We start from the raw sequence: 16,078 nt of genomic DNA, 5'->3' as shown, positions 1-16,078 counted from the left end.
ATTTTTTAAATATTTCAAGTAAATATAGCTTTCTATAGATAAAAAGAAAAACAGAAAACAAAACACTCCATAAGAAATAATTCAAATTGAATATACTAAAAAGTGATAAATATTTTTCATAACAAAGGAATGAGAATAATGAGAAAACTCATACTGTTTCTTCATGCATCGCTAGACAGTTTTGTCGAAGGTCCAAATGGGGCAATGGACATAGGCTGGATTGCTTACGATGCCGATTTGGCTAACCATGCCAAAGAAATTTTGAGCACTGCCGATACGGTAATTTGGGGACGTGCGACTTACCAGATGATGCATAATTACTGGCCAACTATGCTTTCAAATCCAGAAGCTTCGGAGCATGAACGCAACCACGCTAAGTGGATTGAAAAAACAGAGAAAATCGTTTTTTCAACCACCTTAGATACAGTTGAATGGAATAATTCCCGTCTTGTAAAAGATCATGTTGAAGAAGAAATTAATAAGCTGAAACAGCAAGCGGGTAAGGATATGGTGATTCTGGGAAGTCCACGGTTCGCGCACTATCTCATGCAACTTGGTTTAATTGATGAATATAAAATTACGGTTTCGCCCGTTTTAATTGGTAGTGGCTTACCACTATTCCAAGGTATTCAGGAAAAAACCAATCTTAAACTGATTGAAAATAAAACATTTGCTTCTGGCGCAATTGGACTTCACTATCAAAAGATAAGCTAATTTTTTCTATAATATTTGTATGAAAAAGACGAATTACAGCGCTGGTCTATAATTCGTCTTTTTAGCTTTATTGCATGCTGTTTAAACGTTTAACAACTGCTTCGGCAATTTCTTTGCTCGACTGCGGGTTTTGTCCAGTAATAATTCTATCGTCTGAAACCACATACGAAGTAAACGGTATAAATGCTTCTTTGTATTTTGCTCTACGTTCAATGAGACCATTTTGTAAAGAAAATGGAACTTGAGATTTAATACCAGAAAGTGTTTCTTCTATATTTGCAAAACCCGTAACAGTTCTACCTGCAATTAACGGTTTGCCGTTTTCATCCTGTAAAGGTAATAAACCGCCTACGCCGTGACATACTGCTGAAACGATTCCACCTTGGCGATAGATCTGTTCGCTAATGTTTTGCAGAGCTTTATTGGTTGGGAAATCCCACATGGTGCCGTGGCCACCAGTATAGTAAATGGCTTTGTATTGCGAAGGATTAATCGCGCTCGGACCTAACGTTGTTTTTAACCGCTGCATAAATGCTGGGTCGGCTAAATGCTGACGGGCAAATTTGTCTAGGTAAATGGACTTTAAACTACGTTCATCTAGTGGTACTTGACCACCTAAAGGACTTACAAAATCCATTTCATAGCCAGCAGCTAAAGCCACATCGTAAAAATGAGTGAGTTCGGTTAGCCAAAGTCCTGTTTTATCTGAACGGGAAGGGTAAGCCGAGTGATTGGTCATTACGACTAAAATTTTTCCGTTTGCTTTGGTAAGATTTTGAGCTTTATCCGACTCTGCGGCATATACCGCATGTGAAGATAAAAAAATGGCAAAAATAATGGTTAACCAACGCTGAAAATTCCAAACTTTAAACATGACAGGTCCTCATTCATCACCTGTAGCCAATCGTATGTTTAAAGTACACTTTAAGGTCAATAGGTCTCGAAGAAATTACGGTGTTTTTGCTTTGTCGAAATAGAGATTCATGAGTCGTTCTGCATTTTGCTCGCAGGTAATTTCATCAGGTTTGTCATTAATGGCATTAATCATGGTACGTAAATTTTGCTTACTCACCTTGAGTTTTTGTTCTAAAAGCTCTATTTCCTGAATTTTTAATTCAATCGTTTGGATGAGTGCGTCATGGTTCCAAGTGGCAACTTTTGAAGGCAAAAAAGCTTTAATTTCTGCTAAAGAAAAACCAACTTGCTGGGCTTGCTGAATTAAAGAAAGTTGCTTCAAATCGTTATCTGTATATTCACGATAGCCATTCGATTTTCTTTTTGCTTTAGGTAAGAGTTTGATTTGCTCGTAATAACGAATTGTAGGGGTGCTTAAACCGCTTAGTTTCGATAACTCGCTAATATTCATGGCCACAGACTCTATTGACATTCAAGTTAACTTTAGACTTATAGTCACTTAAAAGCAAGGTTCATAACTTTACCAAGCACACACTTTCAGTAACAACTTTCTATGCTTTGATAGATGAAAGAATAGAATTATAAATATGAAAAATGAGGTGAGAAAATGTCTAAACGCATATTACATGTCGTGACAAATATTTCACGCTATAAGGATGTAGATGAACCGACAGGACTGTGGTTGGGTGAGCTCACCCATGCCTATGATGAGTTTGAAAAGCAAGGCTATGTGCAAGATATTGTCAGTCCAAATGGCGGAAAAACCCCGATCGAGCCTAAATCGCTTGTGCCTTTGGTTGCAGATAAATCTGTTAAAGCCAGAGAAAAAGACCAAGCTTTTATTACCTTGTTAGCAAATACTTTTAAGCCTTCCGATATTCATTGGCAAGATTATGACGTGATCTACTATACTGGTGGTCACGGTGTGATGTGGGATTTTTTAGATAATCCAGAACTGCAAGAAATCACCAAAAATATTTATGAAAAAGGCGGCATTGTTTCGAGTGTTTGTCACGGATATTGCGGCTTGCTCAATGTCAGACTTTCAAATGGCGAGCGATTGATAAAAGATAAAAAGTTAACAGGCTTTGCTTGGAGTGAAGAAGTTCTGGCAGGGGTAGCAAAAAAAGTCCCATACAATGCCGAAGAGCTAGCGAAAGAATATGGTGCTCGTTATGAAAAGGCTTTTATTCCTTTTGCGCCGTATGTGGTTCAAGACGGCAACTTAATTACTGGTCAAAATCCGTTTTCTGCTAAAAGAACGGCTTTAGCAATAATAGAAGAGCTAGAAAAGTCATAATTGTTAATGATTCAAACATAAATCCGACAAGCAAAACCAGTGACGGTTTTGCTTTTCGACTGTTTAAATAAAGTGGTGTGATCTAGCAAGGCTAACTTTAAGGAACAATCACAAAATCTGGGTTTGCTATTGCAAAAACTGCTTCGCGGTCTGCGGCTGGTGGGTAAATCCAGATGGTATTAATTTCTTGTTTAATTTTTTTAGCTTCATCACGCACAAATTGAACCTGACGATCCCAACCTTCGCTATAGAGTGCGCCCCAAGGACCTAAGTCAACACACGTCACATACTTCGGTTGACTGTATGGATGAAGTGGTAAATCAACTAGTTCTGCCGCAGCGTTGTAACCCGCTACACGGCCTAGACTCATGGCATGTTGGCAAGACATCACGTTAAAGTTACCTAAATCATCGGTTGGAACTTTTACCGTATCGCCAGTGACAAAAATATTTTTTGCTTCAGGTGCATGTAAATAAGCATCCCCTAAAATACGTCCTAAATTATCTTTTTCACCAGTAACTTGAGAGGTGAGCGAGTTGGCTCGCATGCCCGCAGTCCAAATCACGGTTTCTGTTTCAATTCTTTCGCCGTTTGAAAGCGTTACCCCTGATGCATCAAGTGCAGTAACGCGTAGCCCAGCTTTACCTTCCACACCGAGTTCTGTGAGAGCTTCTCGAATAACTGTAGCAGCTTGGTCACCCATTGCTGCACCAATTTCTGTTGAGGAATCTACTAAAACTACACGGACATCAGTTTCACCTAAAATGCTACGCAGACGTTCAGGCATTTCAGTAACGGTTTCTAACCCGGTAAGACCACCACCTGCAACGACCACCGTATTACGCGCTGCATTTGCAGGTTTATTAGCTAAGTTTTTAAGATGTTGGTCTAGTTTTTCAGCATCTTCTAGTGTGCTTACGCTGAAGCCATATTCGGTAAGGCCCGGTATCGGGGGCATAAACGTAGTACTTCCGGTTGCCAAAATAAAACGGTCATAGCTTAAGGTTTGTTTGTTGCCATCGGTGGTTGAAACTTCGATTGTCTGTTGGTTGCCATCAATTTGATTTACCCAACCTGCTAGATATTTAACCCCAACCACGCCTAGTAACTCTGAAATATCAGGGTTCATGTTTTCTAGTACAGCTTCATAAAGACGAGGGCGAATACCAACATTCGGGCTAGGGGAAACCATCACTACTTCAATATTTTGTTCTTGCGACGCTAAATGAATTGCTCTTTGGGCAGCAAGTGCAGCCCATAAACCAGCAAAGCCAGAACCAGCAATAATAATACGCTTACTCATTTGATTATCCTTTTGATAGATTTTCGGACAACACATTCCAACTCATCACAAAATTTAGGGTGAGCGAATCCTTTCCCTGATTGTCCGAAAAATCTGAGAAGGCGTTTAAAACGATTAGGGGGTGTTATTACTCTAGTGTTTGAGACCCTTTCAGCTCATTAGTCGGGGGTATCCCGTGAGATTTTGTTTTTCCGCATTTTTGCTGTTCTTCCTTCGATGCGTTCATTGATCCAGCCATTTACATCACTAAAAAATACGTCGGGTGCATAACGGCCAAAACGGTCAGCAATATCACCAAGTGTATGAGCACCTAGCGCATCTCGCATGGCTTTTTCGGCCTGTAGCATGACGGCATGCACTGCACACACACCACTGGTTGCCCAATCTGGCGGGGCATGATTAAAGACCGCACATTTCCCACGGACTTCTTGGCACTCAAAAAGCGGTTTTTCACCTTCGATTGCATTCACGATATCTAAAAAACTGATTTCATGAGCGGATCGAGCGAGTAAATACCCACCACGAACACCTTCTTGAGCAATAACAAGGCCTGCCTTTTCAAGTTTAGGAAAAATCTTGGCCATAAAACTTGGAGAGACTCCTTGTAATTCAGCCAGATCCTTACTACTCAAAGGTTTATCTTCATTGTTCACAAGAAAAAGAAGACAGTGAATCGCATACTCGACGCTACTAGTGATATAAGCCATTTAATTTCATAATTGATCAATTACAAACACAGACTAATGTAGTCTGTGTTTTAAGTCAACAATAAAACTAAGATAAAGTTAGTCCTAGTTTTATTTTAAGATACTACAAATAAGGAAAATTGATGTTATATATCTGAATTTAAATACCTTTAAAGAGAAATAAATAATTTAAAAAATATCGGAAAACTTACGAACGCCACCAATAATTTTCTACATTTGGCTCGTTCAGATTTAAGATTTCACCCATTTGCGGTGTGCTAATGCCTAAATCTTTTTGCTTAGCCAAACCGACAATACGTTCAAACGGGTCGTCCCAAGCATGAAGCGCCAAGTCAAAAGTACCGTTGTGTACAGGCAACAAATGGCGTCCTTTTAAATCGATATGTGCTTGTAAAGTTTGCTCTGGTTGCATATGAACATCGGGCCATTCAGGATCATAAGCACCAGTTTCTAACATGGTCAGATCAAATGGGCCATAACGGTGTCCAATCTCTTTAAACCCATCGAAATAGCCTGTATCACCGCTGAAAAATACACGTAAGTCATTATCAATAATTACCCACGAAGCCCAAAGGGTCGCATTACTATCGCCCATACCACGGCCTGAAAAATGATGAGCAGGAGTAGCCACCAATTTTAGTCCATCCACATGAGTAGTATCCCACCAATCAAGTTGTTGAACTTTTTCTGCTGGAATTCCCCATTTAATGAGTGTGTCACCCACACCAAGCGGTGTTAAGAAATGCTCAACTTTATCGTTAAGTTGCATCACTGCATGGTAGTCGAGATGGTCGTAGTGGTTATGCGACAAAATCACGCCTTTAATGGGTGGTAATTCGGCAATACTAATCGGTGGTTGGTGGAAACGTTTTGGTCCAATCCATTGAAAAGGTGATGCACGCTCTGAAAAAACTGGGTCGGTTAACCAAAATTCATTTTGCAGTTTTAACAAGAGGGTTGAGTGGCCCAAACGAAATAGAGAGCGATCGGGTGCACTTAACAACTGTTCTTTCGACAAACTTAAAACAGGAATTTCTCTGTTTGGAACGGTATCTTTGGGTTTGTTAAATAGAAACTTCCACATGAGCTGGAGCGTTTTTCCAAAAGAAGGCTTGTGTTGGTTCGGACGCGTATTTCTAAATTTGCCATTGTACTGCTGAGATGGCATTAAGGGGGAAGGCAAGTCTGTGGTATTTGAAATAGTCATTTTGTTTTCCTTATTGGAACAAACCTATATGTGCAAATAAGAACTTGGGCTAAGTGCTTATTTTGATTTATTTAAATGAGTATTTGCTCACTCATTAATTCGTTTAAAAATAAGGACGCCGCGCATCCTTAACTTTTATCTAAATTGAAACTGCATGCCAAAACGCTTCAAAACCAGATTTACGATAAAGCTCGGTTTGAGAAGGGTCTTGAGCAATAAAATTAAGTGTAACTTCTGCAAGCGCACCTAAAATTGAAGCAATAAATAACGGTGGATAATCTCTTAATTTGCCATCATTAATACGTTCTTGAATATTTTGGGTGAGGTCACAAAAGGTTTGCATGCCAATTTGTTTGCTTTGCTCGGTAATTTGTTCAGAGGTTGAAAGCTGTGCCATGACTTTGCGTTTGAGTGGAGCTTCTAAACTCCAGTCCAAATAGCTTTGCCAAATATGAGACATTTGTGTTTGCAAATCGGAGTGATCAGGGTAACCAAGCATCATGACCTGACGTAGTTCAGCCTTTAGTGAAAGATATAACTGGTTCAGCAGTTCTTCTTTATTGCTAAAATAGGTAAATAAAGTACCTTCCGCGACACCAGCGACTTTTGCAATTTTTGAGGTAGACGCACGCTCGCCAAGCTCTGCTAATGTTTCAATAGCAGCACTTAAAATTGCATTACGTTTATCTTCACTGCGTGGACGAGCCATATATAAATACATTAATTGAGTGACTACTCAATCATACATAAAAATAGTAAGACAGCAAGATATATTTTGTTAGATCTACATTATTGATTCGTTCTAAATGTAATGGGTGTTTGACCTGTCCATTTCTTAAAAGCTCGTGTGAAATTTGTAGGTTGTATATAGCCCAGATAAAGCGCAATTTCTTGTATATCCATATCACTATGAATTAACAAATGCTCAGCTTCTTTTTGTTGAGCTTCTTCAAGCAGTTGCAGATATGAAGAACCGACTTGGTTCAAATGGCGCCGTAATGTTCGACTAGACATGTTTAAGCGAGTCGCAATTTCATCAAATGAGGGATAACCCACCTGTGGTTTTAAGTTTAGTTCGGCCTTTACGGTCAGGCATATATCTTTAATTTGCTCTGAAAAACGGATTTGTTCAGCTTCACACTGTGCCAGAGCTTGTTTAAAAGCAATCGGATCTGCCATTTTAATGGGTAAATCTAGAAGCTGTTTTTTATATCGAATTTGATTAGTTGCTTGGTTAAATCGAATAAGTGGCAATAAATGCTGATAGGCTTTGTGATAGGTAGGTTCTGGCCAATCCACCCATAACTCAATTTCAGTAAAGTCATGCTCTATCAAAAACTGACCAGCTTGAATCACCCCAATCATCAAACATTCATAAAAAAATCGTCTAAGCTTTTCCACTTGCGCGGGCTGATTGCTGACAACAGGATGAGTTTCTTTAATTTCAATAATAGAAAATTCATGATCATCTAGCAGAGCAATGCGGTAATCTTTTAATCGCATGTTAAAGAATTGCGTTGAAACATCGAGAGCCTGATGTAAGTTTGGACTACTCATTAAGGCATATCCCATCGGGCCATGAGCAGTTAAACGCAGTTTTAGCCCATATTCATATCCTAAGCCAGAATCTTTCGACAATAACAAGCTTTCCCATGCCAGTTTAGACCACTGCACAGGAGTAATTCGCGCATCTAGTTGATCTAAAAGGTTTAAGGGAATTTTACTTTTCTTCAAAATTTCAAGCGCAGAAAATCCTTTGTCGACCATGATTTCTAATAACAAATGCGCATAAGAAATAGGAATACTGGCTTTGGATAGCCCATAAGGATCCTTCATATTCTTTTTTTGTTGTGGCCGAAAATGATTATCAGTATGTCTGATCTACATCTCACGCTCAAGTTAAAACTTCGGAATAATCAATTTATTCTATTTTGAGTAAGAATTATGAGCCTACCTATTCCACGAGCCTCATCTCGCGTTGTGATTACAGGTGCTTCATCTGGTATTGGAGAGGAGTTAGCAAAACAGTTCGCTTTACGAGGCTATTCCTTAGTTTTAGTCGCTCGCCGTGTCGAAAAATTAGAAGTACTGGCTGAAAAACTAAAAGCTGAATATCAAATATCTGTAGATTTATATCCATGTGATTTGGGAGATAGACAAGCTAGAGCTAAGTTTCGTCAGTATTTAGAAGGTATTGAGGTTTCAATTCTTTGTAATAACGCAGGTTTTGCAACTTTTGGACGACTTCAAGAGTTAGATGCAGATCGAGAGCGTGAAGAAGTTGAAGTTAATTCGGTGGCAATTCATGATCTGACTCTAGCCGTGTTGCCACAAATGATTAAAAGAAAAGCTGGGGCAATACTCATTGTGGGTTCTACTTCTGGTCACCAGCCAACCCCAGCAAATGCAACTTATGCAGCAACCAAGGCATTTGCTAATTCTTTTGCAGAGTCATTACATAGCGAACTTAAAGGGACAGGGGTTAGCTGTACGCTACTGGCTCCGGGGCCAACGAAAACTGGTTTTAATGAAGTTGCAGGCATTACAAAAATTGATGGTGTTGGTGGCGGTCTTGTTTGGGTAACCGCAGAACGCGTCGCCAAAGAAGCCATTCAGGGAATGGATCGGAATTGTCGAATTGTGATTCCGGGTTTCGTGGCACAGGCCCAAACCTTTGGAGGGCGTTACACACCACGCATTATTTTGCTGCCCATTCTTAAACAAGTATTTTCGAGATTAAGCCCATGAAACAATTGATTAATGACTTACGTGTGCCTGTGGGTTTAGCCAATCTTGGCAATAAGCTTTATCACAATGCCCACTATTTGACTGCTGTCGTTGAAATCGATGAAAAAGCAATGGCGCGCTGGTTACCATCTGGAATGACACTAGTTAAACCTGCCAGAGCCGATTTGTTTTGTGCGTATTTCCCAGAAAATGTCTATACGGGCGCTTACCATGAAGCGGGTTTATTTGTTCATATTAAAGTTGGCAACAAGACTGGAATCTTTTGTCCTTGGATGATTTTGGACGATGACCGCGCCATGATTATTGGTCGTGAATTGCTCGGCTACCCTAAAAAGATGGGTGAAATTAGCTGGGAAAATGATGGCAAACGCATTTTAAGCAAAGCTTCACGCCGAGGCACAACACTCATTGAAATGGAAGCCAAGCTTGGTGAAGTTATTCATGATGCACCTCCAATTTTAGGATTACCGCATCGGAATATTACGGGTGGATTAGGAATTAGTTTACCCCGTGAAGTTCGATTCACCCCGAAAGAGCATCCAGTTGAAGTGCGTCAGGTTGAAATAAACTTACGTTTTACAGGCACAGCAAACGATCCTTTACATGATATGGGGTTAGGCGAAGTTATAGAGGCCAGATTACATCGCGTTGATTTGTCGGGAGGGTTAATTCCACCGATTCAAATACCTCGTTTACGCACGCCGTTATTTTTATTACGTCAGTTTAATCCACGCGTTTTATAACTGGAGAATAAACATGAACGCATTTTTTCAGTCAAAACCAGCCCAAGATTTTTCTAAAATTTCTGCATCAATTGACATTACAGTGCGCCAGTTAGACTTATCTTTTCCAGATGAAATACCAGAGTTTTGGTTTAAAAATAATCCCTTGCTGACCATGTTATTTACAGCCTTATCAAGTGCTTTCCCAGATGGTGAACGGCAGTTTATTTATAGTGTGCGTAATTATCAGGACAAAATTAGCGATCCTATTTTGCTTAAACAAGTCCGAGCTTTTATTGGTCAAGAAGCACATCACGGCAAAGAGCACGATGCGCTTAATGCTGTCATGCTTAAAAAAGGTTATCCCGTTGAACGTATCTATAAGCGTTTTAAAAAGATGAACCGTATGTTGCAGCAACGATTTTCTTTAGAGCATCAATTGGCTTGCACGGTATGTATGGAGCATTTAACGGCAATTTTAGCGGACTATTTTATTAGTATCGCGCCTGAAGACTTAGAGTTGTTTAATGTTAATTTGCGAAAAATTTGGGCTTGGCATGCGATTGAAGAAACAGAGCATAAAGCTGTGGCGTTTGATGTCTACCAATCTTTAGTGAATAGACCTTATTTCTTACGGTTGGTGATGTTAGAAACCACGCTTTCTTTTCTCATCATTACCACCAGAGGAACAAAAGAGCTTTTAAAGGCTTCGGGCAAAAATAGAGATTTTAAAAGTCTATATGTGGGTTTGAAATATTTGCTTGGCGGTCAAGGTGTGATCCGAAAAATTAGTCGCAGTTACTTAGATTTTTATTCTAAAGATTTTCATCCTTGGCAACACGATAACCGTGAACAAATGATGAAATTAAAAGACCTATATCTTAATGAATGATTTTTAAATTTAGGAAGAAACAAAATGACAAAACCTAATTCAAAACCCACATTAGCAAGTCCTTTAACGTTAGCCTGTGGCATTAGCATTCCAAACCGAATTGCCAAATCTGCAATGAGTGAACAACTTGCTGATCGGCATGGTTCACCGACCACTGACTTACAGCAACTCTATGCAGCTTGGGCCAGAGGTGGAGCAGGGTTGTTAATTACCGGCAATGTCATGATTGACCATCGTGCTTTTGTGGAACCACGAAATGTGGTTTTAGAGTCAGCAGAATTTCTGCAAGCAAATAAGTTATGGGCTCAGGCTGCTAAGGCCAATGGCAGCAAAATTATTATGCAGATTAACCATCCCGGCCGTGTTGCAGTTTTACCACTTTTGAAAAAGCCAATAGCTCCCTCAGCAGTGGGGCTTGATTTACCTGCCATGAATATTATTCGCATTCCGCGTGCGATGACCGAAGCGGAAATATATGAACAGATCAATCGATTTGCTCAAACTGCGAGGCTGGCTATTGAAGCTGGTTTTGATGGAGTACAGGTGCATGCAGCACATGGCTATTTACTCTCACAATTTTTATCACCTCTAGCCAATGTTCGGACAGATAAGTGGGGCGGTAGTCCTGAAAATCGACGCCGTATGCTCATTGAAACGGTTCAGGCTGTACGAGCTGCAATAGGGAAAAACAAAATATTAAGCGTAAAACTCAACTCTGCCGATTTTCAAAAAGGCGGATTAAGTCAGGAAGAATCGATAGACATTGCATTAGCTTTAGAAGCAGAAGGGATCGACCTATTAGAGATTTCAGGCGGGAATTATGAATCCCCTGCACAGTTAGGCTATGCACCAGATCGTTCTGCTCAGCGTGATGCATATTTTATTGACTATGCCACTGCACTTCGTAAACAAAGCAAATTACCACTCATGTTAACTGGTGGACTGCGCGATGTAGATTTTATGAACCATATTGTTGCCAATGGTACGGTCGATTTGGTTGGATTGGCTCGACCTTTTGCAGTACAGCCTGATTTAGCCAAACAACTGTTAGCAGGAAAATCGGTATTAGAACCAGCAAAAATTCCAGCCATTGGATACAAACCTGTAGATGCCTATTTACAACTGGCATGGCACGCGACCCAATTCCGCCGTATTAGTAGTGGACAAAAGCCGAAAGTGATTAAGGGCTTAGTGCGAACATTGATTGCTTTTGGTCCACGTATGGGCTTTAACATTTTGACTCAGGATTAATAGTAAGTGCTTTTGATATATAAGGATTTATTATCATGAATAGTTTAATCAGACAAAACCATGTCATTGTGCCACGGCGTCCAGTATTTAATTTTACTGAAACCCCATGTCATTGGATTTATGATGATCCCATAGTTTCACAAATATTAAATTCAATTAACCCGATTACACCTGCACCAGAGCGTTGGTTTTGTCAGACGTTTAGAGATGCATTGCCTTATATTAAAGATGAAAAACTGAAAGAGGCAGCAATTGCTTTCATTAAACAAGAGGGTGCTCATAGTTATGGGCACACTCTCGGAACTCGGCATATAGAGGCGTTAGGGATTGATTTAAGTCGTTATACTAAAATGATGAATTGGATATTTAATGACATGATTGGCTCAAAACCATTAGGCTATGAATTGAAGCATCCACGCTTAAAGTCGATGTGGCTAACGACCCGATTAGCAATGGTGGCCGCTGCCGAGCATATGACTGGAGTGTTAGGACATTGGGTTCTCAATGTAGAGGGGCTACAACAAGCACCTGTCGATGTAGAAATGTTACGTTTATTGCAATGGCACGGAGCTGAAGAGGTTGAGCACCGTGAAGTAGCCGATGCAATGTTTAGATATTTTAGCAATAGTAATGTACTTCGAGTGGGGGCAGCGGTTTTCACGTTCCCTCTATTTATTGTTTTGGCTTATGTTGCTGTCGAAAATCTAGTAGAACAAGATGCGCAATTACCACATCGTTTTCGTTTCAAAGATTATTTCCGAGCAGCTCGACAAGACCGTGTGCCTAAGGTTGACGATATAATACGTGCCTGTTTGCGATACTTTAATCCCAACCACAGCCCTTTAAATGAAGGGTCAACTGAGCAAGCCTTAACTTTTTTATCTACAATAAAAGAACTTAACTAAATAAAAGCTTGTACGAATATTACTTCTTTTAGGCTCAAAAATAATGAATAAGACCTTTTAATTCATCTTATTCATGGTCTATAGCCGCCATATGAGCGGCTATATAATCTTCGAACCCTTGCGTAATCTAGATAATATTTGAGCTATGTACCTTATTCATCAAATTGTAAAACAACTTTCCCTTTTGCTCGTCCAGTATTTACATATTGGAGCGCTTCTTTAATTTGAATAAAGTCATAGGTTTGGTCAACTACGGGTTTAATTTTTCCAGCTTCTACCAGTTCAGTAATTTTTGAGAGCTGTTGACCATTTGGCTGCATAAATAAAAATGTATAAGTAATGCCGCGTTTTTTTGCTTTATGTCGAATTGACCAGCTTAACATCGGAATAACACATTTTAGGAACCAGTTCGGATTAACTGCCTCTGCAAAAGCATGGTCAGGTGGTCCTGAAATACTAATAAGACGTCCACCACGTTTAAGAACGTTCAGTGATTTTTCTAAGGTTTTCCCGCCTTGTGTATCTAAGACTACGTCGTAATCTTTAAGTTCTTGCTCAAAGTCCATTGTTTTATAGTCAATGATGATGTCAGCACCTAGCTCTTTCACCCAACCACTGTTTTTGGCACTAGTTGTGGTCGCAACCGTAGCGCCAAGTGATTTGGCAAGTTGAATTGCAATTGAACCTACACCACCTGAACCTGCATGAATAAGTACTTTTTGACCAGCTTTAACTTTTGCAATTTCAACTAGTGCTTGCCATGAAGTTAAGGCAACTAATGGTAGGGCTGCCGCCTGTTCCATTGAAATATTTTGCGGTTTCAGTGCAAGTGAAGACTGTTGAACCACAGTATATTCAGCAAAAGCGCCGTTTAAATCTGTCTTGGCATAGACTTCATCTCCAGCTTTAAACTGGGTAACCTTCGATCCAACTTCTACGACTGTACCTGCAAAATCATTGCCTAATATAAAAGGAAACTTCACTGGGAGAATTGCTTTAAATTCACCCTCTAAAACTCTTAAGTCGAGAGGGTTAATGCTGGCTGCATGAACTTTAACGAGCACAGCGTCTGCTGTTAGTGGTGGTTGAGATTGTTCATCGAGCTGTACGTCATCAATGTTGCCATAACGGCTAATGTAGGCTGCTTTCATTTGAAACCTCTATTTCTCAAAATTATTTTAAAGTTTTATAGGCTTGGGTTTGTTCTAAACTTTCAAGCTACGGTGAATTAATTTGTCAAAGATCTTTGCAGGTGCAAATCGTCTTAACGCTTTTAAGCTTTTTGCAGTTTTTCCTGCTGTGTAGCGTGGCACAACATGTTGACTTTGAATGACCGCTAAAATTGTATTGGCAACCACACTCGAGTCATCTGACTTATTAATTGAATTAATCATTTGTTTATGTAGCTTTTCACGAGTTTGATCGTAAAAAGAAATTTTATTATCTGCTTCGAGTAAGTTTACTCCCAAAGAAGTATTAGTGTAAGCAGGTTCAATAAGTGACACACGAATGCCTTGAGATCTTAATTCGTGATCTAAAGATTCAGAGTAGCCTTCAAGGGCATGTTTTGAAGCAGCGTAAAGTGCACCAAAAGGCAGAGGTAAAAGCCCAAGAATTGAACTGATATTTAAGATCAATCCTGAGTGTTTCTGGCGCATATGTGGAATCACAGCACGAGTCATTCGAACCGCACCAAAAAAATTGGTATCAAAAATAGCCTGTGCTTGCTGCATTGAACTTTCTTCGGCACCAGCAGGTGCTATTGCAAACCCAGCATTATTAATTAAGACATCAATTTTTCCTTCGGTCGCTATTACTTTCTCAACGGCTTGGGCAACTGAATCATCTTGATTTACGTCTAACTCAATAAGATGAAATTTGTATTTTGATGAATCTTTTGCTTGTCGGCTTGTGCCATAAACAATAAATCCAGCCTCATGTAAAAGGTTTGCTGTTGCTAAACCAATACCAGAAGATGCGCCTGTAATTAGAACTACTTTACCAGTCATACCATTTTTTCCAATTTGAAGGTGTTCGCTATTCAGTTTCACCTTGATATTTTCATCATAATCTAAAAACAAAATAGTTACTACTAAAATGATAGTGACTTTTGTCGAATTTATTTCTAGTTTTTATTGGCTCATACGATTTTTCAAACCAATTTCAAAATTAATGGAGAAAGAAATTGCATAAAAAAAATAAAAGCTCTGCAAATCATTCACCAACCTTAAAGCTCAATGTCGATGGAACTTTATTTACTTATCGTGAATTTGGGAAAAAGAAGGCACACCAATTATTCTGCTAAATCATTTTAGTGCTGTAATTGATGATTGGGATCCTAGAGCCATTGATGGGATTGCTAAAGAAAAGTGGGGCATCATCTTTGACAATCGGGGTGTTGGCGGTTCACAAGGAAAAACTCCAGCTACTGTTTAAGTAATGGCTGATAACGCGATTGAATTTGAAACGCTTGGTTTAGTTTTATTAATTATTTACCCAGACACAGGTTACGGAGGAATATTTCAATTTCATCAAGACTTTGTGGGAAAGGTAATTCAGTTTTTAGAATAACTTGAATATTGTATAAAATGATGCCTCGGTTGACATCATTTTATATAGCTAGCTTTATACGATATTCTTTGAATTCCAGATGGTTAGAGCTTTACTTGCCGCATTTTCTGCTATTTGTGCTTCTGCGCCTAATCCAACTATTAGATTAATACACATTGGAATTAGAATTTCGGTGGTGGGATTAGGGCAACTAGTAAAATGTTGCCCAAGCTCTAACATAATAAATCCATGCAGTGCACTCCATAACTGTGCTGCCATCACATCAGGGTCAATGTCTCGAATATATTTTGCTTCTATCAGATTGACACATTCTTGACGCAAGTGTGAATAAGAATTTTTAAATGCTTCTGTACTTTCATTGGCTGAAGCTTCACTTCTCCGAAGAGGTGTATATCGTCCCTGAATAGACAAGCCAAACATCAAATCATAAAGATGCGGATTAGCCATAGCAAAATTTCGGCATTCTAAAGCCATTAAACACATGTTTGTCATTGGCTCGTCTGTATTTTCTATACTTTTAAATAAACGAGCTTGTTGGGTAAATCCTTCGTCAGCTATGGCTTGCAGCAGCTCAGGCACCCCGCCAAAGTGAGTATAAACACCCATAGTGGACTGACCTGCTTCTAAAGCAACAGTTCTCGCTTTAATTTGAGAAGGACCTTGGTTTTCGATTATTCGCATTGCTGCTTCTAATAAACGTGTACGAGGACTTTTTTTTTCCATAACAAAGTTATTGCGCAATAAAAATAACATTGTTATATTAAACCATAACAATGTTATTGTTAATGCTTAGTAGCTACTAATTTCATATTTTTAAATAAAAGTTAAGCAAAGCTGAACGGA

Annotated in this window: 17 protein-coding genes; 7 read left to right on the top strand and 10 right to left on the bottom strand. The window is 39.4% G+C overall.

What is annotated here, in order from left to right:
• Window positions 1-138: 138 nt before the first annotated feature.
• Window positions 139-714, top strand: a complete 576-nt coding sequence (locus tag F886_RS12405) for a dihydrofolate reductase family protein (protein ID WP_005305746.1) — start codon at window positions 139-141, stop codon at window positions 712-714.
• Between the two features lie 67 nt (window positions 715-781).
• Here F886_RS12405 and F886_RS12400 read toward each other — a convergent pair whose 3' ends face one another.
• A complete protein-coding gene (locus tag F886_RS12400; protein WP_005305743.1) occupies window positions 782-1,588 on the bottom strand; it encodes a type 1 glutamine amidotransferase domain-containing protein in 807 nt (268 codons plus the stop codon).
• Window positions 1,589-1,663: 75 nt separating this feature from the next.
• Entirely contained in the window at window positions 1,664-2,080 is a 417-nt protein-coding gene (locus F886_RS12395; RefSeq protein WP_005128575.1) for a MerR family transcriptional regulator, read from the bottom strand.
• A gap of 156 nt (window positions 2,081-2,236) precedes the next feature.
• Here F886_RS12395 and F886_RS12390 point away from each other — a divergent pair, with 156 nt between their 5' ends.
• On the top strand, window positions 2,237-2,929 hold the full coding sequence (locus F886_RS12390) for a type 1 glutamine amidotransferase domain-containing protein (protein WP_005305740.1): 693 nt from the start codon (window positions 2,237-2,239) through the stop codon (window positions 2,927-2,929).
• Between the two features lie 97 nt (window positions 2,930-3,026).
• On the opposite strand, the gene F886_RS12385 is transcribed toward F886_RS12390, so the two are convergent.
• The 5 genes from F886_RS12385 to F886_RS12365 all read right to left on the bottom strand — a co-directional run bounded on the left by F886_RS12385 (window position 3,027) and on the right by F886_RS12365 (window position 7,982).
• Complete coding sequence (locus tag F886_RS12385) at window positions 3,027-4,232, bottom strand: NAD(P)/FAD-dependent oxidoreductase (protein ID WP_005305737.1); 1,206 nt, start codon at window positions 4,230-4,232, stop codon at window positions 3,027-3,029.
• A gap of 158 nt (window positions 4,233-4,390) precedes the next feature.
• On the bottom strand, window positions 4,391-4,939 hold the full coding sequence (locus F886_RS12380) for an RrF2 family transcriptional regulator (RefSeq protein WP_003651943.1): 549 nt from the start codon (window positions 4,937-4,939) through the stop codon (window positions 4,391-4,393).
• A gap of 187 nt (window positions 4,940-5,126) precedes the next feature.
• Window positions 5,127-6,146, bottom strand: coding sequence for an MBL fold metallo-hydrolase (locus F886_RS12375; protein WP_005305734.1), 1,020 nt, complete (start codon window positions 6,144-6,146; stop codon window positions 5,127-5,129).
• Window positions 6,147-6,285: 139 nt separating this feature from the next.
• On the bottom strand, window positions 6,286-6,855 hold the full coding sequence (locus F886_RS12370; RefSeq protein ID WP_013197746.1) for a TetR/AcrR family transcriptional regulator: 570 nt from the start codon (window positions 6,853-6,855) through the stop codon (window positions 6,286-6,288).
• An 80-nt stretch (window positions 6,856-6,935) separates the two neighbouring features.
• Complete coding sequence (locus F886_RS12365; RefSeq protein ID WP_005305727.1) at window positions 6,936-7,982, bottom strand: AraC family transcriptional regulator; 1,047 nt, start codon at window positions 7,980-7,982, stop codon at window positions 6,936-6,938.
• A gap of 108 nt (window positions 7,983-8,090) precedes the next feature.
• Here F886_RS12365 and F886_RS12360 point away from each other — a divergent pair, with 108 nt between their 5' ends.
• Genes F886_RS12360 through F886_RS12340 form a run of 5 tightly spaced genes read left to right on the top strand, consistent with a single transcriptional unit; the run spans window position 8,091 to window position 12,664 of the window.
• Window positions 8,091-8,894, top strand: a complete 804-nt coding sequence (locus tag F886_RS12360; protein WP_005305724.1) for an SDR family NAD(P)-dependent oxidoreductase — start codon at window positions 8,091-8,093, stop codon at window positions 8,892-8,894.
• On the top strand, window positions 8,891-9,637 hold the full coding sequence (locus tag F886_RS12355; protein ID WP_005305721.1) for an acetoacetate decarboxylase family protein: 747 nt from the start codon (window positions 8,891-8,893) through the stop codon (window positions 9,635-9,637). The genes F886_RS12360 and F886_RS12355 overlap by 4 nt, the downstream gene beginning before the upstream one ends.
• A gap of 13 nt (window positions 9,638-9,650) precedes the next feature.
• Window positions 9,651-10,508 (top strand): metal-dependent hydrolase, encoded by an 858-nt coding sequence (locus F886_RS12350; protein WP_005305718.1) that lies wholly within the window; start codon window positions 9,651-9,653, stop codon window positions 10,506-10,508.
• A gap of 24 nt (window positions 10,509-10,532) precedes the next feature.
• Window positions 10,533-11,759: an NADH:flavin oxidoreductase/NADH oxidase family protein gene (locus F886_RS12345; RefSeq protein WP_005305715.1), complete on the top strand. Its 1,227-nt coding sequence runs from the start codon at window positions 10,533-10,535 to the stop codon at window positions 11,757-11,759.
• A 35-nt stretch (window positions 11,760-11,794) separates the two neighbouring features.
• The gene (locus tag F886_RS12340) at window positions 11,795-12,664 is read left to right on the top strand and encodes a metal-dependent hydrolase (protein ID WP_005305711.1); all 870 of its coding nucleotides are present in this window, start codon (window positions 11,795-11,797) and stop codon (window positions 12,662-12,664) included.
• A gap of 152 nt (window positions 12,665-12,816) precedes the next feature.
• On the opposite strand, the gene F886_RS12335 is transcribed toward F886_RS12340, so the two are convergent.
• The 3 genes from F886_RS12335 to F886_RS12325 form a co-directional block, all read right to left on the bottom strand.
• The gene (locus tag F886_RS12335; RefSeq protein ID WP_005305708.1) at window positions 12,817-13,815 is read right to left on the bottom strand and encodes an NADP-dependent oxidoreductase; all 999 of its coding nucleotides are present in this window, start codon (window positions 13,813-13,815) and stop codon (window positions 12,817-12,819) included.
• Between the two features lie 54 nt (window positions 13,816-13,869).
• Window positions 13,870-14,673 carry an oxidoreductase gene (locus tag F886_RS12330; RefSeq protein ID WP_005305705.1) on the bottom strand — a complete coding sequence of 268 codons (804 nt, stop codon included), beginning with the start codon at window positions 14,671-14,673 and terminating at the stop codon, window positions 13,870-13,872.
• A 616-nt stretch (window positions 14,674-15,289) separates the two neighbouring features.
• Window positions 15,290-15,988: a TetR/AcrR family transcriptional regulator gene (locus F886_RS12325; RefSeq protein WP_005305701.1), complete on the bottom strand. Its 699-nt coding sequence runs from the start codon at window positions 15,986-15,988 to the stop codon at window positions 15,290-15,292.
• Window positions 15,989-16,078 lie beyond the last annotated feature (90 nt).

The organism is Acinetobacter sp. NIPH 542 (assembly GCF_000369825.1).
In the GTDB taxonomy this organism is placed as follows: domain Bacteria; phylum Pseudomonadota; class Gammaproteobacteria; order Pseudomonadales; family Moraxellaceae; genus Acinetobacter; species Acinetobacter oleivorans.
This window is presented reverse-complemented; position numbering and strand designations above follow the sequence as displayed.

Bases quoted from the DNA above. Each gene is read 5' to 3' on its own strand.
- F886_RS12405 (WP_005305746.1), top strand. From the start codon at position 139: ATGAGAAAACTCATACTGTTTCTTCATGCATCGCTAGACAGTTTTGTC.
- F886_RS12400 (WP_005305743.1), bottom strand. From the start codon at position 1,588: ATGTTTAAAGTTTGGAATTTTCAGCGTTGGTTAACCATTATTTTTGCC.
- F886_RS12395 (WP_005128575.1), bottom strand. From the start codon at position 2,080: ATGAATATTAGCGAGTTATCGAAACTAAGCGGTTTAAGCACCCCTACA.
- F886_RS12390 (WP_005305740.1), top strand. From the start codon at position 2,237: ATGTCTAAACGCATATTACATGTCGTGACAAATATTTCACGCTATAAG.
- F886_RS12385 (WP_005305737.1), bottom strand. From the start codon at position 4,232: ATGAGTAAGCGTATTATTATTGCTGGTTCTGGCTTTGCTGGTTTATGG.
- F886_RS12380 (WP_003651943.1), bottom strand. From the start codon at position 4,939: ATGGCTTATATCACTAGTAGCGTCGAGTATGCGATTCACTGTCTTCTT.
- F886_RS12375 (WP_005305734.1), bottom strand. From the start codon at position 6,146: ATGACTATTTCAAATACCACAGACTTGCCTTCCCCCTTAATGCCATCT.
- F886_RS12370 (WP_013197746.1), bottom strand. From the start codon at position 6,855: ATGGCTCGTCCACGCAGTGAAGATAAACGTAATGCAATTTTAAGTGCT.
- F886_RS12365 (WP_005305727.1), bottom strand. From the start codon at position 7,982: ATGAAGGATCCTTATGGGCTATCCAAAGCCAGTATTCCTATTTCTTAT.
- F886_RS12360 (WP_005305724.1), top strand. From the start codon at position 8,091: ATGAGCCTACCTATTCCACGAGCCTCATCTCGCGTTGTGATTACAGGT.
- F886_RS12355 (WP_005305721.1), top strand. From the start codon at position 8,891: ATGAAACAATTGATTAATGACTTACGTGTGCCTGTGGGTTTAGCCAAT.
- F886_RS12350 (WP_005305718.1), top strand. From the start codon at position 9,651: ATGAACGCATTTTTTCAGTCAAAACCAGCCCAAGATTTTTCTAAAATT.
- F886_RS12345 (WP_005305715.1), top strand. From the start codon at position 10,533: ATGACAAAACCTAATTCAAAACCCACATTAGCAAGTCCTTTAACGTTA.
- F886_RS12340 (WP_005305711.1), top strand. From the start codon at position 11,795: ATGAATAGTTTAATCAGACAAAACCATGTCATTGTGCCACGGCGTCCA.
- F886_RS12335 (WP_005305708.1), bottom strand. From the start codon at position 13,815: ATGAAAGCAGCCTACATTAGCCGTTATGGCAACATTGATGACGTACAG.
- F886_RS12330 (WP_005305705.1), bottom strand. From the start codon at position 14,673: ATGACTGGTAAAGTAGTTCTAATTACAGGCGCATCTTCTGGTATTGGT.
- F886_RS12325 (WP_005305701.1), bottom strand. From the start codon at position 15,988: ATGTTATTTTTATTGCGCAATAACTTTGTTATGGAAAAAAAAAGTCCT.